At 53.8% G+C, this 25,270-nt stretch carries 25 protein-coding genes; 12 read left to right on the top strand and 13 right to left on the bottom strand.

The features are described 5' to 3' along the window. Positions 1-155: 155 nt before the first annotated feature. Genes AC4G46_RS22760 through AC4G46_RS22745 form a run of 4 tightly spaced genes read left to right on the top strand, consistent with a single transcriptional unit; the run spans position 156 to position 5,705 of the window. A complete protein-coding gene (locus tag AC4G46_RS22760) occupies positions 156-1,040 on the top strand; it encodes an ABC transporter permease (RefSeq protein WP_491124705.1) in 885 nt (294 codons plus the stop codon). A gap of 15 nt (positions 1,041-1,055) precedes the next feature. After that, positions 1,056-1,925, top strand: a complete 870-nt coding sequence (locus tag AC4G46_RS22755) for a carbohydrate ABC transporter permease (protein WP_491124704.1) — start codon at positions 1,056-1,058, stop codon at positions 1,923-1,925. 45 nt (positions 1,926-1,970) lie between these two features. After that, positions 1,971-3,647, top strand: a complete 1,677-nt coding sequence (locus AC4G46_RS22750; RefSeq protein ID WP_491124703.1) for a type 2 periplasmic-binding domain-containing protein — start codon at positions 1,971-1,973, stop codon at positions 3,645-3,647. Between the two features lie 45 nt (positions 3,648-3,692). Further along, positions 3,693-5,705 (top strand): beta-galactosidase, encoded by a 2,013-nt coding sequence (locus AC4G46_RS22745; RefSeq protein ID WP_491124702.1) that lies wholly within the window; start codon positions 3,693-3,695, stop codon positions 5,703-5,705. A 72-nt stretch (positions 5,706-5,777) separates the two neighbouring features. On the opposite strand, the gene AC4G46_RS22740 is transcribed toward AC4G46_RS22745, so the two are convergent. The 4 genes from AC4G46_RS22740 to AC4G46_RS22725 form a co-directional block, all read right to left on the bottom strand. Then, positions 5,778-7,400, bottom strand: a complete 1,623-nt coding sequence (locus AC4G46_RS22740) for a DHA2 family efflux MFS transporter permease subunit (protein ID WP_491124701.1) — start codon at positions 7,398-7,400, stop codon at positions 5,778-5,780. A gap of 23 nt (positions 7,401-7,423) precedes the next feature. Continuing rightward, on the bottom strand, positions 7,424-7,858 hold the full coding sequence (locus tag AC4G46_RS22735) for a MarR family winged helix-turn-helix transcriptional regulator (protein WP_491124700.1): 435 nt from the start codon (positions 7,856-7,858) through the stop codon (positions 7,424-7,426). A 245-nt stretch (positions 7,859-8,103) separates the two neighbouring features. Next, on the bottom strand, positions 8,104-10,041 hold the full coding sequence (locus tag AC4G46_RS22730; protein WP_491124699.1) for an NAD(+) synthase: 1,938 nt from the start codon (positions 10,039-10,041) through the stop codon (positions 8,104-8,106). Between the two features lie 206 nt (positions 10,042-10,247). Then, positions 10,248-11,090, bottom strand: a complete 843-nt coding sequence (locus tag AC4G46_RS22725; protein ID WP_491124698.1) for a sugar phosphate isomerase/epimerase family protein — start codon at positions 11,088-11,090, stop codon at positions 10,248-10,250. A gap of 112 nt (positions 11,091-11,202) precedes the next feature. Here AC4G46_RS22725 and AC4G46_RS22720 point away from each other — a divergent pair, with 112 nt between their 5' ends. After that, a complete protein-coding gene (locus tag AC4G46_RS22720; RefSeq protein WP_491124697.1) occupies positions 11,203-11,706 on the top strand; it encodes a hypothetical protein in 504 nt (167 codons plus the stop codon). Here the strand turns inward: AC4G46_RS22720 and AC4G46_RS22715 are convergent. The 6 genes from AC4G46_RS22715 to AC4G46_RS22690 all read right to left on the bottom strand — a co-directional run bounded on the left by AC4G46_RS22715 (position 11,671) and on the right by AC4G46_RS22690 (position 18,731). Then, on the bottom strand, positions 11,671-12,360 hold the full coding sequence (locus tag AC4G46_RS22715; protein WP_491124696.1) for a rhamnogalacturonan acetylesterase: 690 nt from the start codon (positions 12,358-12,360) through the stop codon (positions 11,671-11,673). The two genes, AC4G46_RS22720 and AC4G46_RS22715, sit on opposite strands and share 36 nt — an antisense overlap. 1 nt (position 12,361) lies before the next feature. Further along, positions 12,362-13,129 (bottom strand): alpha/beta hydrolase, encoded by a 768-nt coding sequence (locus tag AC4G46_RS22710; RefSeq protein ID WP_491124695.1) that lies wholly within the window; start codon positions 13,127-13,129, stop codon positions 12,362-12,364. A gap of 16 nt (positions 13,130-13,145) precedes the next feature. After that, complete coding sequence (gene uxaC / locus AC4G46_RS22705; RefSeq protein WP_491124694.1) at positions 13,146-14,546, bottom strand: glucuronate isomerase; 1,401 nt, start codon at positions 14,544-14,546, stop codon at positions 13,146-13,148. A 37-nt stretch (positions 14,547-14,583) separates the two neighbouring features. Further along, positions 14,584-16,071 carry a UxaA family hydrolase gene (locus AC4G46_RS22700; protein ID WP_491124693.1) on the bottom strand — a complete coding sequence of 496 codons (1,488 nt, stop codon included), beginning with the start codon at positions 16,069-16,071 and terminating at the stop codon, positions 14,584-14,586. A gap of 102 nt (positions 16,072-16,173) precedes the next feature. Further along, a complete protein-coding gene (locus AC4G46_RS22695) occupies positions 16,174-17,586 on the bottom strand; it encodes a tagaturonate reductase (protein ID WP_491124692.1) in 1,413 nt (470 codons plus the stop codon). Between the two features lie 149 nt (positions 17,587-17,735). Continuing rightward, positions 17,736-18,731 carry a LacI family DNA-binding transcriptional regulator gene (locus AC4G46_RS22690; protein WP_491124691.1) on the bottom strand — a complete coding sequence of 332 codons (996 nt, stop codon included), beginning with the start codon at positions 18,729-18,731 and terminating at the stop codon, positions 17,736-17,738. Between the two features lie 241 nt (positions 18,732-18,972). Here AC4G46_RS22690 and AC4G46_RS22685 point away from each other — a divergent pair, with 241 nt between their 5' ends. Beyond that, positions 18,973-19,926, top strand: a complete 954-nt coding sequence (locus AC4G46_RS22685) for a pectinesterase family protein (RefSeq protein ID WP_491124690.1) — start codon at positions 18,973-18,975, stop codon at positions 19,924-19,926. A gap of 38 nt (positions 19,927-19,964) precedes the next feature. Here AC4G46_RS22685 and AC4G46_RS22680 read toward each other — a convergent pair whose 3' ends face one another. Both AC4G46_RS22680 and AC4G46_RS22675 read right to left on the bottom strand, forming a co-directional pair. Next, a complete protein-coding gene (locus AC4G46_RS22680) occupies positions 19,965-20,114 on the bottom strand; it encodes a hypothetical protein (protein ID WP_491124689.1) in 150 nt (49 codons plus the stop codon). 3 nt (positions 20,115-20,117) lie between these two features. Further along, positions 20,118-20,336 (bottom strand): hypothetical protein, encoded by a 219-nt coding sequence (locus AC4G46_RS22675; protein ID WP_491124688.1) that lies wholly within the window; start codon positions 20,334-20,336, stop codon positions 20,118-20,120. Between the two features lie 132 nt (positions 20,337-20,468). Here AC4G46_RS22675 and AC4G46_RS22670 point away from each other — a divergent pair, with 132 nt between their 5' ends. The 6 genes from AC4G46_RS22670 to AC4G46_RS22645 all read left to right on the top strand — a co-directional run bounded on the left by AC4G46_RS22670 (position 20,469) and on the right by AC4G46_RS22645 (position 24,243). Continuing rightward, positions 20,469-20,822, top strand: a complete 354-nt coding sequence (locus AC4G46_RS22670) for a DUF3139 domain-containing protein (protein ID WP_491124687.1) — start codon at positions 20,469-20,471, stop codon at positions 20,820-20,822. A gap of 85 nt (positions 20,823-20,907) precedes the next feature. Further along, positions 20,908-21,420, top strand: a complete 513-nt coding sequence (locus AC4G46_RS22665; RefSeq protein WP_491124686.1) for a GNAT family N-acetyltransferase — start codon at positions 20,908-20,910, stop codon at positions 21,418-21,420. Between the two features lie 179 nt (positions 21,421-21,599). After that, complete coding sequence (locus AC4G46_RS22660; protein WP_491124685.1) at positions 21,600-21,725, top strand: hypothetical protein; 126 nt, start codon at positions 21,600-21,602, stop codon at positions 21,723-21,725. Positions 21,726-21,841: 116 nt separating this feature from the next. Continuing rightward, positions 21,842-22,957 carry a DNA alkylation repair protein gene (locus AC4G46_RS22655; protein WP_491124684.1) on the top strand — a complete coding sequence of 372 codons (1,116 nt, stop codon included), beginning with the start codon at positions 21,842-21,844 and terminating at the stop codon, positions 22,955-22,957. Beyond that, positions 22,954-23,574, top strand: a complete 621-nt coding sequence (locus tag AC4G46_RS22650; RefSeq protein WP_491124683.1) for a hypothetical protein — start codon at positions 22,954-22,956, stop codon at positions 23,572-23,574. Before AC4G46_RS22655 ends, AC4G46_RS22650 begins: the two co-directional genes overlap by 4 nt. 243 nt (positions 23,575-23,817) lie before the next feature. Next, positions 23,818-24,243, top strand: coding sequence for a hypothetical protein (locus tag AC4G46_RS22645; RefSeq protein ID WP_491124682.1), 426 nt, complete (start codon positions 23,818-23,820; stop codon positions 24,241-24,243). Between the two features lie 113 nt (positions 24,244-24,356). Here AC4G46_RS22645 and AC4G46_RS22640 read toward each other — a convergent pair whose 3' ends face one another. Next, positions 24,357-25,259 (bottom strand): manganese catalase family protein, encoded by a 903-nt coding sequence (locus AC4G46_RS22640; RefSeq protein ID WP_491124681.1) that lies wholly within the window; start codon positions 25,257-25,259, stop codon positions 24,357-24,359. Positions 25,260-25,270 lie beyond the last annotated feature (11 nt).

Here is a 25,270-nt window from a genome sequence, read left to right as displayed (position 1 = left end):
TTTTAGAATGAAAGCGCTTTTGCTAACATTAAATCTGCAACCACTACTCGGCATTCTTAAAGGGGGTAACACCAATAGCTCACGTTATAAAAAACCGGGTGCAGCCGCTCAAGACTGACATCCGGAAAAAAGGAAAAGATCCCTGGAGCAAGGAAGTGAAAAAAAGCTGGCCGCTGTATGTACTCTGTATCCCGGCACTTGTGTGTGTCCTCATTTTCGCCTACGGGCCGATGGTCGGACTGGTGATGGCTTTTCAGGATTATAAGCCCTGGCTGGGCATTTCCGGTTCTGCCTGGATCGGCTGGGACAACTTCGCGAGAATCTTTCAGTACAAGGAAGCCACCCAGGCTATTACGAACACGCTGATTATAGCGGTAATCAAAATCGTTGTCGGTATTGTCGTGCCGATCATCATGGCCATCCTGTTAAGTGAAATCCGCAATATGGGTGTCAAAAAAAGTATTCAGACGCTCGTATATCTGCCGCATTTCTTATCATGGGTAACGGTGGCCGGCATTATGATTGACCTTCTGGGACTCGACGGGGGCATCAACCATGTGCTGACCAGTGTGTTCGGAATCCAGCCGGTCTATTTCCTTGGTGATCCGGTTCTGTTCAGACCAACGGTCATTATCAGTGATCTGTGGAAAAACTTCGGCTTCGGCATGATTGTCTATCTGGCCGTCATTACCGGGATCGATCCGTCTTATTATGAGGCCGCCGAAATTGACGGTGCTTCACGCTGGCAGCAGATCAGACATGTTACATTGCCGAGCATGCTGCCGATGATTATCGTCATTGCCACACTGAGTCTGGGAAGTATCCTCGATGCGGGGTTTGACCAGATTTTTAACCTGTACAACCCGCTGGTATACAGTACGGGGGATATTATTGATACTTACGTGTACCGGTCTTCGCTATTGAACGGCCAATACGGGTTCGGTACAGCGGTCGGGCTGTTCAAATCAGGCATCAGCTTTGTCCTGATCGTTATTTCATACCGTATTGCCTACAAGGCCGCCAACTACAAAATATTCTAGAAGGGAGCATGGAGAGTGTATCATAAGTCCAAGGGATATAAGCTATTTTCGTTCTTCAACTATATATTTCTGATTCTGATTGCATTATCGTGCTTCCTGCCGATGCTCCATCTGCTCGCCCAGTCCCTTAGCAGCAAATCGGCGATCAACGGCAATCTGGTGTCCTTCTGGCCGGTGGACTTCAATATGGACGCCTACGCCAAAACATTCAGAAACACCAACTTTACCGGCTCGATGCAAATCTCTGTATTCCGGACGGTACTCGGGACCTTGATCAGCATGTTTGTCATTACAACGGCCGGATATGCCTTATCCAAGGACTTCCGCGGGCGGAATGTGCTGATGTGGATTTTTATCTTCACGATGCTGTTCTCAGGAGGCCTGATTCCGTCCTATATCCTGGTTACGAAGCTGGGGTTTAAGGACACGATCTGGTCGCTGGTGCTGCCGGGCGCCTTTGGCGCTTACAACCTGATTCTGATTATGAATTTCTTCAAAACCATTCCGAAGGCGCTGGAGGAAGCGGCGTTTATCGACGGTGCCTCATTCTTTGTTATTTTCCGCAAAATCTATCTGCCGCTCTCCCTTCCCGGACTGGCAACGGTAGGCCTGTTCATTATGGTCGGCCACTGGAACGCCTGGTTTGACGGAATTCTGTATATGTCGAGTACAGAGAACTATCCGCTGGCTTCCTTTTTGCAGACGGTTGTGGTGCAGGGCTCAGCCCAGAGCATGGCGCTCAGCCAGTCGGAGGCGGCGGCATTATCGGAGCAGAGCATCAAGGCTGCACAGATCTTTATCAGCACCTTGCCGATTATCCTCGTCTATCCATTTTTGCAGAAGTATTTTGTAAAAGGTATTGTACTGGGTGCAGTCAAGGAGTAGCAGAATCAGATACCTACTTAAATTCAACGATAAAGGAGTCTATATATGAAAAAAACAGGTGCATTACTCTCCGTTGCTGTATTGCTTACAGGGCTGCTCGCCGGTTGCGGTCCGGTTAAAAAGGAGGGAGGCTCTACGGCGGAAGCGACGCTCAAGGACGGTAAATACGATCCGCCGATTACGATTACAATTGCGAAGCAGCAGGATGAAAATGCCGGGAAATATATCAACGGTGAAAGCCTGAATGATAATGTTCTGACCCGCTGGGGCGTGGATAAGCTGGGTATACAGATTGAGACGACACTGCTGGGCGGCGATGCAGCGCAATATAACACAAAGCTGCGGCTTGCGCTGACCGGTTCGGAGAAGCTTCCCGATGTGCTGCCGGTTTATGATACCTCGCTGGAGAATGACCTGATCCAGTCCGGGCTGGTCAAAGATATTACAGAGGACATCAACAAATATATGCCGGAGCGGCTGAAGGAAATTTACAAGGAATACCCGACAGCCTTCAACCCGGTCATTCAGGACGGCAAGGTATACGGTATGCCGATTGCCCCCAATCTGACGGAAGGCGAAGTGATGCTGGTCCGGCAGGACTGGCTGGATAAACTGGGGCTGAAAGCGCCGACGACGATTGACGAATTCGAGCAGGTTATTGCCGCTTTTACGAATGATGATCCGGACGGGAACGGCAAGAAGGATACGTACGGATTCGATTTTAGCGGAAAGGATTCCTACAACACCGGCTGGGTCAGCGACTCCGTCATGATCTTCAGCGCCTATGCCGGCAAGCATCTTCCGGGCCAATGGTATAACGAGGACGGCAAGCTTACCTACGGGTCGGTTGCGGACGGGACAAAGGATGCACTGGCTAAGCTGCGTGACTGGTATTCCAAGGGATATTTGAACAAGGAGCTGGCGACACAGGGTGCCTGGGATGCACTGGCTGACTTTACCGAAGGCAAAGCAGGCATTATCATCGGACGTCCTTGGCTGTACGGCAGTGTAAAGGATGTTGAGACCAATGTGCCGGGTGCCAAAATCAGTGCCTACCCGACAATCAGCGGGGTCAGCGGCGATAAGACATACCAGTCCGGCCAGCAGAATGACGGCGTGTTTATGTTCAATAAAGATTTTAACAATATGGAAGCATTCTTCCTCTACTACGACAAGCTGTACGATGCCGCCTTCGGCACAGGGGACTTCAAGTACGGATATGCCCAGGGCTATGATTATGACATTGTGAACGAGGAGGTCGTGTTTGATTCCAAGAAATTCAACACACCGCTGGATGCGGTTCAGGGCGTAGGGAAGATGGCTTTTACCAAAAACACGCCGAGTGTGGACGGACCGGGCAAGTCCTTCTATGATCTGGCGCAAGGTGCCAAAGCCGATACCGGAGTGCTGATGCGCTCAGCGGCCAATGATCCGACCACCAGTGAAGGATATGTCATTTCTTACGAGAACCGGGATGTATTGCTCCCCAACGCCTTTAACGGCCCGCCGACCAAAACGATGCAGACCTCATGGGAACAGCTGAACACAATGGAGAAGGAAACCTTTACAAAGATCATCTACAGTAAAGAACCGCTCGAAAGCTACGACACTTTTGTTAAGCAATGGTACGAAAAGGGCGGAACGCAGATCACGGAAGAAGTGAACGAATGGTTTGCCAATGCGGGTAAAGTGGATGTCATGACCAATATGGGTCTTAAATGAGCATCCGGTGCCTAATGAAACGGTATGTAGAAAAGAGGTAGAGAGATGACATCATCCTTCCTGCTGTCCGGGGAATGGTTTGACACCGGCCCTCATGCACAGCTTACGGTCAGCCCCTCCGGGGGCTTCCGGCTGTGGACGTCGCCTGAGGGCGGCGGAGCAGAGCTGCAGCCCGGCAAAGCAGACACTGCTGAATGGCAGGCCTGCCGGTATGTGAATGCGGAGGTATATCATGAGTGCCATGATATCCTGGTCCTGCTGTTCAGCTTCCGCGACAGGTCTAACCGTGAGATTACTTACCATCTGGGCATCCTGCCGGGCGTAAGAACCGTAATCTGCCTGCCGCTGGAGCATTTGAGCGGTGAAAAGCTGTTCCTGCCCCGTTATCCCGGTGTGATGCAGACAGTACTGCGTGGTGATGCCAGGGTAGACCGGGAACAGATAACCGGCTTTTCCATTGCGACTATTCCATCGGCTGCGGAGAGAAGTGTCGATATACTGGGCTTATGCCTAAGCACGGAGGAACCGGATTTCCAGTATGACTATCAGCCTTATGTGGATGAGCTGGGACAGCTGAAGGGAAGAGAGTGGCCGGGCAAAACGGCAGATGCCGCAGCATTAGTCAGCCGGCTCCGGGCTGAGCAGCAGCGGGCGGCAGAATGGGCAGAGACGGAAGGGGCAGATTACAGCGCGGGCTGCCTCAGCCGCTACGGAGGCTGGAAAGAGCTGAGGTTCACTGCGACCGGTTATTTCCGCACGGAGTTTGACGGCCGAAACTGGTGGTTTGTTGATCCGGAAGGCTATGCACTGTTCAGTACCGGTATGGATTGTGTCGGCCCTTCTTCGCCTATGTGTGTAACCGGTATGGAGCATCTGCTCCCGCCGCTGCCCGGGCAGGAGGGGGGTTATAAGGATGCCTGGTCGCAGGAGGGCCGTGAATTCAGCTTCGGGATAACTAACCTTATAACAGCATTTGGCCCACAGTGGCGGGCCGCCTGGACGGAGCTGACCGAATACCGGCTGCGGCAGGGCGGGTTTAATACGATCGGCAACTGGTCGGACAGCCGCTTCATCGCGGCCTCGGGCCTGCCGTATGTGTATCCGCTGAACGGTTTCCCGGAGACGGAGCAGCGGATCTTCCGCGATTTCCCAGATGTGTTCAGTCCGGAGTATGAGCGGAATGTGCAGCGGTTTGCGGAGCAGCTGCTCCCGCTGCGGGAAGAGCGGCGGATGGTCGGGTATTTCATGCGCAATGAGCCGCATTGGGCGTTCGTGGATGGCCTGAACCTGACGCAGCTGATGCTGGCTTCAGCGGTCCGTTTTGCCAGCAAAGAGCGGTTCATCCAGTGGCTGCTTGAGAAATACAGTACGGTGGAGGAGCTAAACGCGGCGTGGGATAGCCATTATACCAGTTATGAAGAGCTGTATAATCCCGATGATACGAAGCCCGTTGCCGATTCGGTAAGGGCGGCTGATTACGCCCGGTTTAACCGGCTGCTGATCCGGCGTTATGTGGAGCTGCCGGCCCGTGCCTGCCGGCAGGCAGCCCCCAATCACCTGAACCTCGGCATGCGTTATGCATGGGTCAGCAGCGATGAGGTACTGGAAGGCTGTGAGTGGTTTGATGTATTCTCGCTGAACTGCTATCAGTCTGCTCCGGACCGGGAGCAGATTGAACAGATCAGCAGCCGCCTCGGCAAGCCTGTTATGATCGGGGAGTTCCACTTCGGCGGCGCAGACAGCGGAATGCTGGCTTACGGGATCCGGGCGGTGGCTACCCAGGAGGAGCGCGGCGCGGCGTACCGTTATTTTGTGGAGCAGGCTGCTGCCATACCGCAGCTGATCGGCGTTCATTATTTCCAGTGGAATGACCAGCCGGTGCTGGGACGTTTTGACGGAGAGAATTATCAGATCGGAGCAGCCGATGTCTGCAACCGGCTGTATGAGCCTTTTATGCAGGGGGCTGTGCAGGCGCACAAGCAGATGTATAGGGTAAGGACCGGCATAGCTGAACCCTATCATGAGCTTCCGGCAGAGATTCCGCGAACCGGATTTTAAGGTTTATACTACAAAAAGGGCAATCCGCGGTCAACGACCAGGGATTGCCCTTTTATTGTTGTAAGCCGGGATTTATTCCACAGCCAATTTCTTAGTATTCACACCTTCAGCCGGAGCTTCTGCTTCTGCAGGCGCTTTGTTCGAGGAACGCAGCGGCAGCTCCTTCAGGAAGAATACGAGCACGAAAGCAAGCCCAAGAACTATGGTTCCTGTAAGGAATACAGTGGACAGGGTCTGGCCCAGTGCATCACGGATGCTGTCAATCATCTGTACGAAGATTGGCTGAACATCAGCAGGCAGACCGGCTTGCGTCTGCTCCAGCAGCGGCTTGTTCATCAGCGCCTGCGGGTTGGCAAAAGCAGTCATCTGCTGGGCAACCGTCGGATCAAGCTTGCTGAAGTCCGGTGCTGAAGAAGAGGTCAATGCTTCTTTCAGATGCTTGGTCAGATTGTTCGACATTACAGTACCCATTACCGCGATACCGATTGTACCGCCCAGGTTACGGAACAGCTGGGTGGAGGCCGTTACTGCACCAAGCTCGGTGTGGGATACGGCATTCTGCGTAGCCAGGGAGAAGACAGGCATCCCCAGGCCCAGGCCCAGGCCGAATACGATCATACTAAGCACAGCCATCGGCACGTTATGCATAATTACCATAATGCCCATACCGGCAACCATAATCGGTACACCGATCAGGGCGAAGCGTTTGTATTTTCCCTTTTTGGCAATCATCTGGCCGGTCAGGGCGCTGGCTATTACCATTACAATGGACATCGGCATAGTCACATAACCTGCATAAGTTGCGGAAATTCCAAGCACACCCTGTACAAAGAAGGACAGGTAGATCATCGCGCCCATCATACCGAAGTTCATCAGGAAGCCGATCAGATTGGAGATCGTAACTACACTGTTTTTGAACAGGTGAAGCGGCAGGATCGGGTTTTTGGCTTTGGTTTCAATAAAGATAAAGATCATTGCTGATACTACAGTGGCAGCCAGCAGGCCGAGAATCTGGGCAGAGCCCCAGTCATATTCCGTACCCGCCCAGGAAAAAGCAAGGAGCAGCGGTACGATGGTTGTTGTCATAAACAGGGAGCCAAGGTAGTCGATGCTGGTCGACGCTCCGCGTTGTGCTTTTGGAAACAGGGCCAGGATCATGCCGAATGCGACCACACCAAGCGGAAGGAAGATCCAGAACAGCCAGTGCCAGTCGAGATGGTCAATCAGGTAACCGCCGAGTGTCGGTCCAAGTACACTTGAGAAGCCGAAGACTGCGGTCATCAGGCCCATCCATTTGCCGCGCTCGCGAGGAGGGAACAGGTCGCCTACAGCGGTAAAAGCGGAAGACTGGATGATACCCGCACCAATACCCTGAATACCACGGTAAGTGATGAACTGGAAGACGTTATCGGAGGTACCCGTTAAAAAGGCACCGACCATAAAGAGCAGAATCCCGACCAACAGGAACGGCTTGCGTCCGAACATGTCAGAGAGCTTGCCGACGAGCACGGTGGCAATCGTCGAGGTCAGCAGGTAAATATTAATGGTCCAGGTATAGTAGTCCATACCGTCGAGAATGGAGATGATGCGCGGCATAGCCGTGCTGGTAATCGTCTGGTTGATCGCGGCAAACAGCATTGCGGCCATAATGGCGATCATAATGGATAGCTTGCGCTTATCTGTTAAATTTTCCATAGTTGGTTTCTTCACCGTCTCTTTTATTTTTTGTCTAATTCCTTAATTAATATCCCGAAAATTCTTCTCAAATGCTCCATATCTTCTTCAGGCAAAATACTGAAATAAGAATGCATAACCTCACCAAGCTTCGCTTGCGTTGCTTTGATTACGGCTATTCCTTCGGCGGTCAGCGTGATTTGCATGGCCCGGCGGTCTCCGGCGGCCCGCTCCTTCTGAATATAACCTTCAGTAAGCAGCTGATCCGTAATTCCGGTAACGGCGGCAGGTGTCAAATCAAGTGCAGCGGCCAGCTGGGAGACCATCATCGGACCTTCCCTGGACAGGGTTTGCAGCGCCTTGAACTGGGTCTGGGTAATCCGGAAGCCTTGTTTGTTCCACTGCTGGCCCAGCCCTTTCAGAAAAGTCTTAAAAAGAATGGGGAATTCAAAATACCTGTCACGCTCCTGATCTGTCAATCCTTCACCTCCCGGACAATCATTTGAAAATACATAAACGGTTTACTAAATTAAAGATTTAATAATTAATCGAGAAATAATTAATCAATAAATAATTAACAACTTAATTATTAAAGCATGAAACAATATATCATCTCTGCAAAAATACGTCAAGAGCCAAACTAATTTTTTGGAGCACACAAAAAAGCTGTACCCGCACCAGCCTGGACTGATGAGGATACAGCTATTATTCAGCATGTTGCAGCTTATAATTCGTCCACTTCACGCAGCCAGAGTGCGGCAGAAGCATCACTTGGCATCCGCCAGTCGCCGCGCGGCGAGAGGCTCACGGTACCGACCTTAGGCCCGTCCGGCAGACAGGAGCGCTTGAACTGCTGGGTGAAGAAGCGGGAGATGAACACCTTCAGCCAGGCCTTGAGCTGCTCCTTAGGGTAAGCCTCACCGAAGGCCTGCTGGGCCAGATAGAGCATTTTGCCCGGAGCAGCACCGGTCCGCAGCATATAGTAGAGGAAGAAGTCATGGACAATGTAGGGTCCAAGGATATTCTCCGTCAGCTGCACAATCTCACCTGTAGCCGACGGCGGCAGCAGCTCAGGGCTGATGCCTGTCTCAATAATGCTGTAGAGGAACTTGTTCACCGTCTCATCCGCCTCATGATCGGCGTACCAGGCAACCACATACTGGATCAGCGTTTTCGGAATACCGGAGTTTACGCTGTACATCGACATATGGTCACCGTTATACGTACACCATCCAAGGGCAAGCTCGGACAGGTCGCCGGTACCGATGACAATGCCGCCGTTCTTGTTGGCCAGATCCATCAGAATCTGCGTGCGCTCACGGGCCTGCACATTCTCATAGGTTAGGTCATGAACATCCTTATCATGGCCGATATCTTCAAAATGCTGCAGGCAGGCCGCCTTGATGTCAACGACCATCATCGAAGCTCCGAGCGCCTTAATCAGGCCAACCGCATTGTCGTAGGTCCGGTTTGTTGTGCCGAAGCCCGGCATCGTTACGGCCAGCACATCGCTTGCCGGACGTCCAAGGCGTTCCATTGCGCGAACAGCGACGAGCAGGGCGAGCGTGGAATCAAGTCCGCCGGAGATGCCGATCACCGCCTGCTTTGTACCGATGTGGCGGATGCGCTTCATCAGGCCGGACGTCTGGATCGACAGAATTTCCCGGCAGCGCTCATCCCGCTGCTGCGGATTGCCGGGAACGAACGGGTTCACGGCAATTTTGCGGACAAGCGGGCGATCCTTCTGCTCTGCTCCCGGATCGGCGAACAGGATCTCGCGGTAGTTGCGCCCGCCCTTGCCGGCCCGGAAGGTGCCCATAACGGAACGTGAATACTGCAGCCTCGGCACATCGATATCAGCAATAATGAGCTGGCTCTCATGGCTGAACCGTTCCGATTCGGCCAGCGTCTGGCCGTTCTCGGCAATCAGCGAATGGCCGCCGAACACGACATCTGTCGAGGATTCACCGGTATTGCTTCCGGCATAGACATAAGCCGCCACACAGGAAGCGGACTGGCCGGAGACCAGCTGGCGCCGGTAATCGGCTTTGCCGACCAGCTCGTTGCTGGCGGACGGGTTGAACAGCAGCAGGGCGCCGGCCTGGGCCAGCAGGCTGCTCGGCGGAACCGGTACCCAGAGATCCTCGCAGATTTCTACGCCGAACGACAGATTGCCGTCACTTTCACTGGCAAAAATCAGATCATTGCCGATCGGCACGGTCACACCGCCCAGACGGAGCTCGGTAACCTCCAGCTCCTCGGCTGCTGCGAACCAGCGCGGCTCATAGAATTCGCTGTAGCCGGGCAGGCAGGTCTTGGGCACAATACCGAGAATCTTGCCCTGCTGAAGGACTGCTGCGCAGTTGAACAGCCGGCCTTTGATGGCGACAGGCAATCCGGCGATAACAATCAGGCTGAGGCCGGCTGTTGCGGCTGTAATTTCATGCAGGGCTGATATTGCTTCAGTCTGCAGCTTGGGCTGCAGGAACAAATCTGCGCAGGTATACCCTGTAATAGATAGCTCTGGAAGCACCAGGTATTCGACCTGCTGTGCATGAGCCTGTTTGATTACTTCAATAATCTGTGCGGCATTAAACCCGCAGTCTGCGACGCGAAGCTCGGGGGAAGCTGCGGCGACCCGGGCAAATCCGAAATTGTGCATGATTTCACCTGTCCTTTTGTATGAATGAAGCTGTCTAACCTAATTGTACCCATGATCCTGAGTAACTAACATATGTAAGGGGAGCGGAGCTCCATCGTCTATTTTACATGAAAATCCCGGGGAGCACATAACAGCACAACTGCTCACGCCAAAAAAGCACCCGCATGCTGCGGATGCTTAAAAGACGCTGACGGGACGGCGAAAGCCTAAGCTTCATTATACAGCCGGTGCAGAAGATCCACACTATCCTGTAAAAAGGGCTCTGTTGTGCTCTCCAGCAGTCCCTGGATATGAGGGCGTTTGTATTTCATGTACTGCAGAATCGGCGCAAAATGCAGCTGTCCCTGGCCGACAGGAACGATAACGATTTTGCCGTCTTCTACAGTGAAATCCTTGAGATGGATGACCGCAATCCGGTCGCCCAGCAGCTCCAGCGCTTCAGCAATAACAGCCTCCTGCTGTCGGTAATTATCCGGTGACATCAGGTTAGCACAGTCCAGAATAATCTGCAGATTGTTCGACGGAACCAGCTCCAGCAGCCGCTTCGCCAGCCTGGCGCTATGCAGCGGATGATTCTGGCCTGCTTCAATGCCCACGGTGACGCCGAACCGTTCAGCTTCCGCCACCATCCACTTTACCGACGCGACCACCTCCTGAAAGGCTTCCTCGGTAAAATTGTCCGGCGTATAGCCGCTCCCTACGCTGCCCGTTTCAGTGCCGACCAGACTGGCCCCGAAGTCACGGGCCAGACGCAGATGTGTGCTGAAATCCTGCAATGCCTGCTGCCGTTTGCCGGGGTCAGGATCAATGATGTTGACATAGCAGCCGAGCACGGCGATTTTGATGCCCGACTGGCGGAAGCTTTCCCCGTAATATACAGCCGTTCCTGGACTGAGCGAGGACAGGGAAGGGACACTGGCCGGGAAGGATTTGCGCACGGCAAGCTGAATGTGGCTGAACCGGTAGTGCTTCAGCTTCGCGATCAGCTCCGGCAGGGAATGGCCGGGGAAATCATGGGCGCGGATACCGAGATGCAGCGGTATGTTCATTACAGGTGGCCTCCTTGGGAGTAATATATTCATGCCTGGATTGAACTATACAAAAGTTAGCGGGTGGGAAAGAACGGTACATTTCCCGTTAATGCAAGGAGAATGGCCGCCGATGCCTGAAATAACGGTACATTTCCCGTTAATGCAGGGAGAATGGCCGCCGATGCCTGAAATAACGGTACTATTCCCGTTAATTCAAGCAGAATGGCCGCTGGTGTCGGAAAGAACGGTACATTTCCCGTTAATTCGGGCAGAATGGCCGCTGGTGTCGGAAATGACGGTTCTATTCCCGTTAATTCGGGCAGGATGGCCGCTGGTGTCGGAAAGAACGGTACTATTCCCGTTAATTCGGGCAGGATGGCCGCTGGTGTCGGAAAGAACGGTACTATTTCCGTTAATTCGGGCAGAATGGCCGCGGGTGCCGGAAAGAACGGTACATTTCCCGTTAATTCGGGCAGAATGGCGGCTGAAGCCGGAAAAGAACGGTACTATTCCCGTTAATTCGGGCAGAATGGCCGCTGAAGCCGGAAAGAACGGTACATTTCCCGTTAATATGACCAGTTGGCGGGTTTATGTAAGCTTATCTTTTATGCAGATGCGGATGCAGCTCTGCTAACGCCGGACATTGCCGGATGGCGACCGCCACAAGAGCGGCGACCCGCTTGGCGCCTTCGGTACTGAAGTGTGTGTCATCCGTTACACCGTCCGGATAGTTAGGGTGCTGCCCCGGAGGCAGATGCATCAGCAGGTGCTGCGATCCCTGGATGCCGAGCTTGCGGTACAGCTGCTGGGAAGCAGCAAAAATATCAAGCAGCGGCGTCCCCGTTTCTTCTGCAACGGCGCGCATCGCCGCCGGGTAAGCGCCTACGGCCAGCAGATCGGGTTCACCCTCCGCTGTGAACCGGCGGCGGCTGACAGAGGTCAGCAGCACCGGATAGCCGCCCCGGCTGCGGGCGGACTCGATGTACAGGCGCAGATTCTGCCTGTACTCGGTATCAGGATCGGTAAAACGCAAAGGGTCGTCATGCTTTCCGTCATTATGCCCGAACTGGATCAGCAGGTAATCACCGAGCTGAAAATCCTTATCAATATCGGCCAGCCGGCCTTCCGTAAGAAAGGATTTGGTGCTCCGTCCGTTGATCGCACGGTTATCAATAATGACTTCAGGGCTAAAGTGGGTCTGGAGATATTCGCCCCAGCCGGCCATCGGCTTGGCTTCCGCACCTTTCAGGGCGGCAGTAGAGTCACCGGCAATATATAGTGTCGGCATATCAGACTTCCTCCTTTTTCGCTACAAATTGGTGTTTGCCCAGCCAGACCTCGCAGAGCTGCAGCCATTGCCGGCATTCCGCATTCCCGCCGGAGAGTCCAAGCCCATGGCGTCCTTCTTCAAAAATATGCAGCTCGAACGGAATTCCTGCTTCCGACAGGGCGGATGCAAATTTCAGGCTGTTCTCCACCGGAACACTGGCATCGTCGGCGGTTGTCCAGATGAAGGCTGGCGGGCTATCAGTGTTAACCTGCCGGTCAGCTGAGTGAGCAACAACTTCCGCTTCCCCCGGACTTGGCCCCAGCATGTTCGTGCGGCTGCCCATGTGGGCAAAGGGCTCCTCGAACGTAATGACCGGATAACCCAGAATCAGCAGATCGGGTTTAGATGCCGGGGCTGCCGTGACTGCCGTTATGGCAGCGAGATGCCCGCCGGCCGAGAAGCCGGTGAGGCCGACCTGCCCGGGCCGGACTTTCCAATCCTTGGGCGTTTCCCGCACCCAGGCCAGTGCATCCTCCACATCCTTGATCAAGGAAGACGGGTTAATGTCCTGAGTCACATACTTCAGCACGCCGGCATGAATACCGATGCTGTTCAGCCATAAGGCAACCGGCTCGCCCTCATGCTGAGCCAGATGATGATAGCCTCCGCCGGGCAGCACGAGGATAAACGGCCGGGCCTCCTGAACCGGCAGCGGATAAAGGGAAAGGATGGAGGCGCCGGAATTCTCCGGCACAGCTCCATCCCCGTCAAGACATACATGCAGCATGCTTGCTCCCCCTACCTTATTCCGCAGCCGGGAAGCCGAAATATCCGGCTGCATTGTTGTAGGAGATATCCTGAACCAGCTGTCCGAGCAGCGCTGTATCATCCGGAGCTTCGCCGCGCTCCACCAGCTCTCCGAGCAGTCCGCACAGCACGCGGCGGAAATACTCGTGGCGGGTGTAGGAGAGGAAGCTGCGGGAGTCGGTCAGCATGCCGACAAAGTTGCCCAGCAGGCTGTTGTCAGCCAGCAGGGTAAGCTGCTCGCGCATGCCGTTTCTGGTATCGTTGTACCACCAGCCGGAGCCGAGCTGCATTTTGCCGGCGGTGTCCTTTTGATAGCAGCCCATAAGAGCCAGCAGTGCCGGATAATCCTTCGCATTCAGTGAATAGAGGATTGTCTTCGGCAGACCCGAGGCGCATTCTGCCCGGTCCAGCAGACTGGACAGGCTTTCGGTAATGGACAGGTCATTTATGCCGTCGTATCCGGTATCCGGTCCCAGCTTCTGGAACATCGGTGTATTATTGTTCCGGTAAGCATGGATATGCAGCTGCATAGTCCATTCTTGGTCATGATAGAAGCCGATGAGCTTCGTGAGCAGCTCCGTACGGTAGAGTGTAATCTCTTCGGCGGACAGTTCTGCACCATCGAGACGATTGGCGAAGATGGCCTGGGCTTCAGCGTCCGAGCCGGCCTTGTAGCGCAGGACATCCAGCGCATGGTCTGACAGGCGGCAGCCGTTGTCGTGGAAGAATTCTACACGGTTCTTCAGCGCTTCAAGCAGCTCAGCATAGCTCGTCACCGGCAGACCGGCGGCTTTTTCCAGAGCAGCGATCCAAGCCGGGAAGCCAGGTGCATCAATATTCAGCGCCTTGTCGGGACGGAAGGTAGGGAATACGCTGAATTCCTTTTCGGTTTCTTTCAGCAGCTTGTGATATTCCAGTGAATCGGCAGGGTCATCTGTAGTACAGATCGTCTTGACCCGGGAGCTGCGGATCAGCCCGCGGCGGGTAAATTCCGGTTCCGCCAGCTTGCGGTTAACCTGTTCCCAGATCGCCGGTGCTGTCTGCTCATTCAGCGGCTCGTTAACACCGAAGAAGCGGCGCAGCTCCAGATGGGTCCAGCTGTAGAGAGGGTTGCCGACAGCCTTCGGCAGCGTTTTGGCCCAGGCCAGGAACTTGTCGTAATCCGAAGCATCACCGGTAATATGCGATTCCGGTATGCCGTTCGCGCGCATAAGCCGCCATTTGTAATGGTCGCCGTACAGCCAGGCTGCAGTCAGGTTTTTGAACGGCTGGTCTTCATAGATTTCACGCGGATCAAGATGGCAGTGGTAGTCGATGATCGGCATCTTGGCTGCATATTCATGAAAGAGCTGCCGTGCAGGTTCGGTAGTCAATAAAAAATCGTCGTTTAAAAACATGATGACGCTCCCTTTATAAGAAATTTAGGATAAGAGATTATAGCGTAACCCCGGTTTTGAAAATTGCCAGCTCGCGCACTTCGTTCTGCTCATTGCGGGTTTTCTGGCCGCTTGCCACGGCAATGATATAGGAAATGAACTCTTCCAGCACTTCAGCCATCGGCACTTCCAGCAGAGGACCTGCGTTGAAGTCCATCCAGTGGCCTTTTTTGGCGAACAGCTCATTGTTGGTGGCTACCTTTACAGTAGGCACGAAGCTGCCGAATGGAGTACCGCGGCCGGTGGTGAACAGCACCAGCTGGCAGTCGGAGGCAGCAAGAGCAGAAGCAGCCACCAGATCGTTGCCCGGAGCCTGCAGCAGGCTGAGGCCTTTTTTGCGCAGCTTTACGCCATAATCCAGCACGTCAACGACGGGAGAAGTACCGGCCTTCTGGGTGCAGCCGAGTGATTTGTCCTCCAGCGTACTGATACCGCCGGCTTTGTTGCCCGGCGAAGGATTCTCATATACCGGCTCTCCGTAGGAGAGGAAGTACTGCTTGAAATTGTTGATCAGGGAGACGATATCCTCGTAGACCTCGCGGCTTTCCGCGCGGGCCATCAGCATTTTCTCAGCACCGAACATCTCCGGAACTTCAGTCAGTACCGAGGTGCCGCCCTGGGAAATGATGAAATCGGAGAATGCGCCCAGCAGCGGGTTGGCCGTAATGCCGGAGAAGCCGTCCGAGCCGCCGCATTTCAGGCCGATGTTCAGCTCGCTGAGCGGTACCGGCTCACGCTTATCATCCTTGGCTGCATCGTACAGCTCTTCCAGGAGCGCCAGTCCGGCTTCAAGCTCATTGCCCACCTCCTGGGCCACAAGAAACTTAACCCGGCTCTCATCATGATCGCCGAGAATGCTGCGGAATTCGGAGACGATGTTGTTCTCGCAGCCGAGGCCGAAGACGAGCACGCCGCCAGCATTCGGGTGATTTACGGCATCCAACAGGATGCTGCGGGTCATGCGGTGATCATCACCCAACTGGGAGCAGCCGTATGGGTGCTTCAGCACGGTGAGGTTGTCGAAGCCGCCCAGGTCGGGGTGCTCCGCCTTGAACTCGGACAGCATCTGCTCGGCAATACCGTTCACGCAGCCGACAGTCGGGATGATGAACAGGTCGTTGCGGATGCCGACCTTGCCGTTAGCACGGCGGTAGCCCTGAAAGGTCAGGTCGCGTTTCGGATAGGTGACCGGATGAAGGTCAGGCACATAGTCATATTCCTCTTCGCCGACCAGATTGGTCTTAATGTTATGCGTGTGAATCCAGTCGCCTGCTGCGATTGGGGCAATCGCGTGTCCGATCGGATAGCCGTATTTGGTGATGACGTCATTTTCGTTAAAGCCGGTCAGGGCGATCTTGTGTCCCTGGGGAATATCCTGGCCTGCCTGAACGGTCAGCCCGTCGATTTCAAGCTGCTCACCGGCGGTAACCGGACGCAGGGCTACAGCCACCGTGTCACGGGGGTTCATTTTCATTAATCGTTTCATGCTGTCTGTCCCTCCTAAAAAAGTTGTTATTTTATATCAAGGCAGGAGTGTATCCTGCCTTATTCTTCCTTGTTTCTCAGAGAACCCTAATCCGGTATTCTATTAATTCACAGCCTGCTGCAGCACCGCACGGCTGTCGGTGCGGTCAAGCTCCTGCAGCTTGGCGGCAATGCCGCCCGCAAGTCCAGGCACCAGTGTCAGATCCTGGCCCCACAAGCTCTCATCGGCAAGGATGGTCTGGACAAAGCTGTCCGGATTGTTCCAGGCCTGATCGAACACCTCCAGCACCTCAGCGCCGTCCTGTCTGGCTACACGGTCTCCGCGGTAGCTGAGCAGCAGGGCGGCAAAGGCCAGCGTCATCAGCTCAGGCAGCTGGCCGCGCTCCTGGCGGTAGCGGAGCAGCACCGGCAGCAGCCGGGACTTGAACTTGGAGATGCTGTTCAGTGAGATGGAGGCAAGCTCATGACGGACGAACGGATTTCTGAACCGCTCCAGTACAGCGGCGGAATAGGAGGACAGCTCCTCGGCAGGCAGATCCAGCATCGGGCTCAGCTCGTTGTTCATCAGCTCCTGCACGAAGCGGAAGAAGGTTTCGTCGTTCATTACATCCTCGACGGTCTCCAGACCGGCCATCATAGCCAGCGGAACCATGGCTGTATGCGGGCCGTTCAGCAGGTGAACCTTGCGCTCGCGGTACGGAGTCATATCGTCAGTTACCACTACGTTCAGTCCGGCCTGGGCGAGCGGCAGCTTCTCGGACAGCCATGCCGGTCCTTCGATAACCCAGAAGAGGAATGGCTCGGCTGTAACGATCAGATTGTCTTTGTAGCCCAGCTCCTCTTCCAGCTGGGCAGCCTTATCACGCGGATATCCGGGTACAATCCGGTCTACCAGACTGCAGCAGAAGGTATTTTCTTCCACGAGCCATTTAGTGAAATCTTCGCCCAGCTGCCACTCTGCAGCGTACTGCTGCACGATCTGCAGCAGCTTCTCGCCGTTGCGGTCAATCAGCTCGCAGGGAATAATGATGAAGCCCTTTTTGCCCAGCTCAAAGCGTTTGTGGAGCAGTGCCGTCAGCTTGGCCGGAAAGCTCTTCGGAGGTGTGTCACCCAGACTGTCGCCGGCGCTGTAGGCAATGCCCGCTTCAGTTGTATTGGAAGTGATGAATTCCAGACCGTCATCTTCAGCCAGCGCCAGATAGGCAGCATAATCGTCATAAAGGTTGATCACCCGGCTGACGCTTGTGATGATCTCACGGGAGTTTACCGTCTGCTCCTGCATAATCCCGTTTAACAGCACGGTATAGAGATTATCCTGCTCAGCCATCAGTCCGCCGAGCCCCTGGCCGATCGGCTGAACGAGCACGGCGCTGCCGTTAAACAGCCCCTGGTTGTTCATCTGCTGCAGCTGCCAGTCTACAAAGGCGCGCATAAAGTTGCCTTCGCCGAACTGGATCATCCGTTCAGGATAGACGGGCAGGCCGGGCTGGGTGGTTCTGGATAGGCGGTTTGTCATGGTTTTCAACGTCTCCTTTAAATTTAAATAGATAAAGTTTAATTAATGCACACGTGAACATTTTTATCAGGAAGAAACGGATTCACCCTGCTGAATGAGGGGGATCCGATTCTGCAAGAACAGAGATTTGCGGTTTAGGCAAATGAGCCTCAGCGGTCTGCCACCGTATCGCGCATAACCAGCGACGTCTTGACAAACAGCTGCTGGGGCTTGGTGTCCGGCTGCAGCAGCAGCTGGATCAGCATCTTCGTGCCAAGCTCACTGATATCCGTAATCGGCTTGCGGACAGTGGTCAGGGCTGGATTCGTGTACCGGGCAAACATAATATCGTCGAACCCCAGCAGGGAAATCTGCTGCGGAACGCTGATCTTATGGGCATAACAGGCATTCATGGCCCCGATGGCCATATCGTCATTGGAGCAAAAGACGGCGGCCGGAGGCTCCGGAAGGCTGAGCAGCCGGGACATGGCGGCATAACCGCTCTCAATGCTGTAATCACCCTGCACGAAATAATCTGAATTAAGCGGAATACGGTGTGCGATCAGACTGTCCATAAAGCCCTGCTTGCGCTCGGTCGAGGACTTGAAGCCGGGTTTGCCTTCAATAATAGCAAGCTGCCGGTGCCCTTGGGATACCACGTAGTCGATGGCTTCCCTGACACCTTCACGGTCGTTCGCCACCACGTTCATAATGCCGGGATCCTCCAGCTGGCGGTTCAGCACGACAAGCGGGATGCCGATGGTTTTGACATGGTAAATAAAAGCATTATCCTCATCGCTCTGGCTCATGACAAGAATACCGTCAAATCGCTGCGGCTGAATGTTGCCGAAATTACGTACTCCGTCAATCCCGTGGACGGTCAGATTGTAGTTCTCGTCCAGCGCATGGCTGATACCCTTGATGGCATCCACCAGGAAGCTTGACGAGGTTCCCTGATCAATACTGGAGAAGAACAGCCCGATGGTGAAGGATCGTTTGGTAACGAGGCTCTTCGCATTGTAATTCGGCACATAGTTCATCTCGGCGGCGATCCGTTCAATCTTGTCGCGGGTGACTTTCTTGATCAGCGGGCTGCCGTTCAGCGCTCTGGACACCGTAGTATGGGAGACGCCTGCAACACGTGCAATGTCTTTGATTGTTATCATAAGCTCTCCCCGAAAAAAATGAATTGTTAACGATTCCAGTGTATTCCTCAAACCCTGCCAAGTCAAGGAAATATTAAAATGCACACGTTAAAATTTTTGTTGGCACTTTGATTGAGAAAGCGCTATAATCAACTTGTTTGTTTGACGGAGCGAAAAAGGTAGGGGCGCAAGATGAACCTGCCTGATGTTCGGGCATGGACATAATTAATTTAGTTATGAACAAAACGGGGAGGATAAGACGATGTGGGTAGGAAAAGAGGCCTTTTGCGATTACCGGACAATCCAGGAGGCAGTGGATGAGCTTGAGCGCCGGCCCTCTCATATGCATGAGACACTGTATATTTTGTCAGGAGTGTATGAAGAGGCGGTGAGGATCTATCGTTCGGATCTGACCATTGCCGGGATCGGCGAAGTTGTCATTACGAATAACCGTTACGCCCGGCAGCCGGATGAGACCGGGGCAGAGCAGGGGACGTTTGCCACACCGACCCTGTTTTTGAACGGCAGCAGGCTGGTTATCGAAAATCTGACTGTCGCCAATACGGCGGGGCAAGGTCCGGAGATCGGCCAGGCACTGGCCTTGTATGCCCATTGTGATGAGACCGTGTTCCGCAACTGTACATTCAAGGGACACCAGGACACGATCTTCACCGGTCCGCTGCCTGCAGCGAACAAGCACGGCGGCCCCTTTGGCGGTATTCCGCTGCGTGAGCGCCATGAGCAGTGCCGCCAGCTGTACTCCCGCTGTTATATTGAAGGGACAGTGGATTTTATTTTTGGCGGGGCAACCGCCTATTTCGAACATTGTGAAATCCGCAGCCTGCGTTCCACCCATGATGGCGTCGGTTATGTAACGGCAGCATCTACGCCTGAGAGCCAGGCATACGGCTATGTATTCGAGGAATGCCTGTTAACATCGGGTGCTGAGGTAAGCGGCATCTATCTGGGGCGGCCTTGGCGCAGCCATGCTTCAACGGCCTTTGTGAACTGCCGTTTGGGGGCACATATTCATCCTGCCGGCTGGGATAACTGGGGCAACCCGGCCAATGAAGCCACTGTCCGTTACAGCGAATATGCAGCGGCAGGCATAAGTGAACTTCGGGGGCAGCGTGTACCATGGGCAGAGGTGGCAGGGGCAGGAGAAGGTTCCCCGGATAAAGCGCAGGTCTTTGCCGGGACGGAGTTCTGGAGATGAGCCTGCAAACGCAGAACGGCCGGTTGTGCACAAATAACTCAAAAAAGCGGATGCATGCTGAGCGTGCGTCCGCTTTTTTTGCCGATTGGAGATGGGTTCTTCTTCATCTGATCCATCAGCGCGTGAATCTCTTCTCCCTGTGGAAAAAGAAGGAAATCCAACTCAGCCACAGAAATAGTAATATTCATGTCCTATGCCCGGTTATGCTGAAATTTGGTTATTCCCCGGTCATAATGTGACACCGTGCCGTCAAAGCGTTTGACCCGCACATATTCCTCGGAGAATTTTTCAATTATGCCGTAGCCGACCTGGGAATACATCCCGTCAGGGTCAAGCTGCAGTGCGGACACAAAGGTCTGTGACATGGCGGCAACAAAAAAATCAATGTTTTTGACAAGCGACTTTGGCATCGTCCCGGCCCTCCGTATCCTTTTCGCTCCAAAAGCTTTTCAACTATTTTACGACAGCAAACGCGTTTTGAAAACAGGTTTAATTTGCAAAACTGCTGAAAACAGGTCATAAGCAGAAGGAGGCGTTTACAGTTGAGGCAGATAGTAGGAAGGGCTGCTATTGTGCTGCGGATTCTGCTTGTGCTGCTTATTTTGACACCGGTAGTGTATGTTCAGATTAACAAAATCCTTTACGCCAAGCGGGTCACCGCCTATCTGACGGATATGAAGGGCTACACAAAAGAAGAGATTTCTTCGGTAAAAGGGATCTGGAGCATCAAAGCGCCGCCTTTTCTGGTGGAGGTAGAGTTTAGAGATGAGCCTGGTGTGGAATATACTTATTTTGCCCATACCGGTGTGCTGCAGTTTAGTTACAGCATAACGCCCGAGGGAAGGAAGAACGGATTCAGGGAGGCCCGGTTGAAGCATGTGGACCCTGTCCAATGATGCTAAGGTACTGGATCGATCAGAACGTCCGCGCGAAGAAGGGAATAGACGAGATTAAGATACTGTTTAATTAGGAGGAGTATATATGCTGATTAGAACTGAAAAGGCTGAGGATTACGGGCAGGTGTTCCGGCTGAATGAGCTGGCGTTCGGGAACCGTGAGGATGAAGCGAAGCTGGTGGAACGGATCAGGGCTTCAGAAGCGTTCATCCCGGAGCTGTCTATTGTAGCTGAGGAAAAAGGCAAGGTGGTCGGCCATATTCTGCTGAGCGGAGCCAAGGTACTGGGAGAAACGCATGAGCATCCGGTGATTGTAATGGCGCCGATTGCGGTGCATCCGGATTATCAGAAGCAGGGCATCGGCGGACTGCTGATTGAAGAGGGGAAAAGACGTGCGGCAAGCCTCGGGTTCGGAGCTATTTTGCTGATAGGACATCCGTCGTACTATCCCCGGTTCGGTTTTGTGACTGCTGGCGGGCACGGGCTGGAGCTGCTGCAGTTTCCTGTGCCTGCGGAGGTATTTCAGGTTTGCGAGCTGAAGGAAGGAGTGCTTGAGCAGCTTCAGGGTGAATTGAAGTATCCTGGAGCATTTTTTTAATCTATCTGGTTGGCGTTGTATAAGCTTCTACAATTCATATTGTTTGGTAGGAAACGGATAATGGGCTGATTTTTGCCGGGGCTGATGATGAGTATGATGATGATACCGATGCCAGTAAGGATGATTCGGGAGAAGGCGCAGACGGTGAGGATGAATACGATGAGGAGTCTTATGCTTATGTGCCCGGTGAAGAGGATGTGGTCAGTATTGCCGGGCTCTGGACGATCTCTCCGTTCCTTGAGGATGAAGAGTATGAGCGCGGGACCGGTATCACCGGTTTGCCAAAACGGCAGAATAACGGATAGCAGAGAATTACCGTATAAATAGCCTGTAGTAAAATTTAACCTGACACAAAGCTGTCCAGTATGCCATGTTATGCTTTCATAACCGGGATTTCAACAACTATTGGAGGGTACAAAACATGGCGGAGCCGCTAAAGGCAATGTACAATGAAGGATTTCTGCGGAGCTTCGGCAGGAAACTGCATGGAGCTTATGACGCATTTGATATAGAAGGCTTTGTCGCTGAGGCGATGAGGGAGCCGTGGGGAGAGCTGGAGCTGAAAGCGCGGATGCGGCGGATTACGCAGACACTGGGAACTTATCTGCCGGCCGGCTATGAGCAGGCTCTGGCCGTCCTGTATGCGGTAGATCAGGAGTGCACGGGTTTCCCCTACCTGATCTTCCCCGATTTCGTTGAGGTATACGGGCAGGCTGAGGAGCATTGGGCGCTGTCGGTGGCTGCGCTGGAAAGATTTACACAGGGGTCGAGTGCCGAGTTTGCCGTCCGACCTTTTCTGCTGCGCGACCCGCAGCGGATGATGGAGCAGATGCTCATCTGGTCGCGGCACAGCAATGAGCATGTGCGCCGGCTTGCCAGCGAAGGCTGCCGTCCGCGTCTTCCGTGGGGGCAGGCGCTGCCGGTATTCAAACGTGACCCTTCCCCCGTTCTGCCGGTGCTGGAGCAGCTCAAGGATGATCCGTCGCTGTATGTGCGCAAAAGTGTGGCCAACAACCTGAATGATATTGCCAAGGATCATCCGGATGTCGTCATCGGCATTGCCCGCCGCTGGATGGGCGTTAGCACCCGCACTGACTGGATCGTGCGGCATGGCTGCCGCTCGCTGATCCGCAAAGCAAACCCGGAGATTATGGCGATCTTCGGCTATGCGGAGGAAGAAGATCATACGCCGCTAGTGGCAGCCGCCGCCTTGTCCGTCGATCCGCCCGCTCTGCGGATTGGCGAGAGCTGTGTGCTGAGCTATGAGCTAAGAGTGCGGGAGGGGGAACCGGTGCGGATCCGGGTGGAATACGGAATTGATTTTGTGAAGGCCGGCGGCAAAACCTCCCGCAAGCTGTTCCTGCTCTCCGACAAAACGGTTCCGGGAGGAGCGAGGCTGTCTGCCGTCCGGACACACCGCTGGGCAGACCTGACCACCCGCCGCCACTATCCGGGCGGGCACCGGATTGTGCTGCTGGTGAACGGCAGGGAGGTTGCCTCCACGGAGCTTATCCTTGAAGCTGCGGTGCCGGAATGAGAGGCAAAAATGCCTCTGATTCGGGCAGATGCAGCCAGATCGCCGAAATGAGAGGCAAAAATGCCTCTGATTCGGGCAGATGCAGCCAGATCGCCGGAATGAGAGGCAAAAATGCCTCTGATTCGAGTGGAAACAGCCGTTTTGCCGGAATGAGAGGCAAAAATGCCTCTGATTCGAGCAGATGCAGCCAGATCGCCGGAATGAGAGGCAAAAATGCCTCTGATTCGAGCAGAAGCAGCCAGATTGCCGGAATGAGAGGCAAAAATGCCTCTGATTCGGGCAGATGCAGCCAGATCGCCGAAATGAGAGGCAAAAATGCCTCTGATTCGGGCAGAAGCAGCCAGATCGCCGGAATGAGAGGCAAAAATGCCTCTGATTCGGGCAGATGCAGCCAGATCACCGAAATGAGAGGCAAAAATGCCTCTGATTCGAGTGGAAACAGCCGTTTTGCCGGAATGAGAGGCAAAAATGCCTCTGATTCGGGCAGATGCAGCCAGATCGCCGGAATGAGAGGCAAAAATGCCCTTGATCCGAAGCGTACAAGCCGCACCTTTTCCTCCATACGCAACATTATCAGAGATCAGCCGTTTAGTAAGAATAAGGGTAATAAAGGGTAACCAGTTACAGAAGGAGGGGGAATAATGCGCCTGCTGCTACCAGTCGCTTCCCTGCTGTTACTTTTAGTCCTGACAGGCTGCACAGAAAATAATAGTCCAAGTGCTGAACGAGGGGCAGCAAACGCTATAAGTAACGCACCCGCCGCGCCCCACTCATCCAACTTGCCAAATGCAACCAACGGATCTGACACACCCGCAGCACCGGACTCATCCAACACACCCCGCACATCTGTTACCGGACAAATGCCGGAAATCATGCCGGCGGATTTTGCATTTTCTGTGCGCTTTGGGATTACGGGTAAAAATGAGATTAACACCTTTAACGGTACGGTGACCAAGGATCTGGTGACTAAGGGAACGGCACAGGCGGAGCTGGTTTTTACAGACAGTGAACTGGCGGATATTTATAACCGTTTACGCACAATCAACATTTACAGGGAACTGAATTTGGAGCCTGACACAAAGAGCTGCTCGAAGACACCTTTTGGCGAGGAATATTGGCAAATTAGGCTGGACGGGGAAGAGCGGTCCTTTTATTGGGATGAGGAAAACTGCCAAATAACTGCAGATGCTGAGCAGCTGAAGGAGCTGCGGAGCTATATTTTTGAGCTGGTCAAAAGCAAGCCGGCTTACCTGGAGCTACCGGAAGCCGTCGGCGGCTACGATTAAACCGAATGACGATGGCAAACACACGACCAAATAGGGCGCCCTGCACAGGCAGGCGCCCTGTTACTGTCCAATAATCATTTTATATCAAGCTCAAGCCTGCCGCTTTACAAAAGCTAGTCCGTGATATTACCGGCCATTTTGAGCCGTTTCGCAATCTCTTTGAATTCCTCTGCGGAGATGCCCGGCGCGAATTCTTCCTTGAGTTCAGGCGATTCAGGAATAGGAACACCTTCAGGGGCACCTTCAATCACTTCAAGCGGAAGACCGTCCTCAGGGTGAGTTCCCTTCCAGATCTGGCCGATCGAGCTGAAGTTCTTGTCACTCCAGGTGTACAGCTTGGTGTGCACGCCCTTTTCCTCGTATTTTTTGGCTTCAGTAAACAGTTTATTGCTTAGAGACGGTACCGGTACCAGCTTGGTCACGTTTACGCCTGTGGCAATCTCCAGTGCCTTGGCATAAGCCACGACATGGACGCCGCCGCGTACAAGCAGGAAGCCTACAACCGCACGGGCAGCCGGATGATCGGTCATTTCATAGACCTTCATCTTATGGGTCCTGGCCCCGCATTCAAGGAAGAAGTTATGCAGCAGATCCTCCACAAGATTGCCGCTGTTAAACACATTGGCCCCGGTCCACGGATTGCCCATGGAATCGAACGGCATGGCACCCTGCGCTCCGGCCAGGAAATGGTAAGACAAGCGGGCATCCTTAACAGATTCAAGCGGAGTAGAGTCCGGCTTTTTATAATCGGTTGAGCCTCTGAGACATTTGTTGACGGCATGGGAGACCAGCTCCACATGCCCGAGCTCTTCAGCGGTAATGCTCATCACCAGGTCATAGAACGGCTTCAGCTTGTCCTTGGAACGGAAGTTAAAAGACTGGTAGAGATAGTTGTTGAGCGTAGACATTTCCCCGAATTTGCCGCCTAACAGCTCTTGCACGGCAGCAGCCGCATTCGGGTCGGGTTTCTCGACATCTGGAATCTCAATCATAATTTCATCCATCCGTTTGAACATGGGATTGTTGT

This window comes from Paenibacillus sp. fava2 (genome assembly GCF_058313675.1).
Note: the sequence above shows the minus strand (reverse complement) of the source record. Positions and strands in the feature narration are given on the sequence as shown.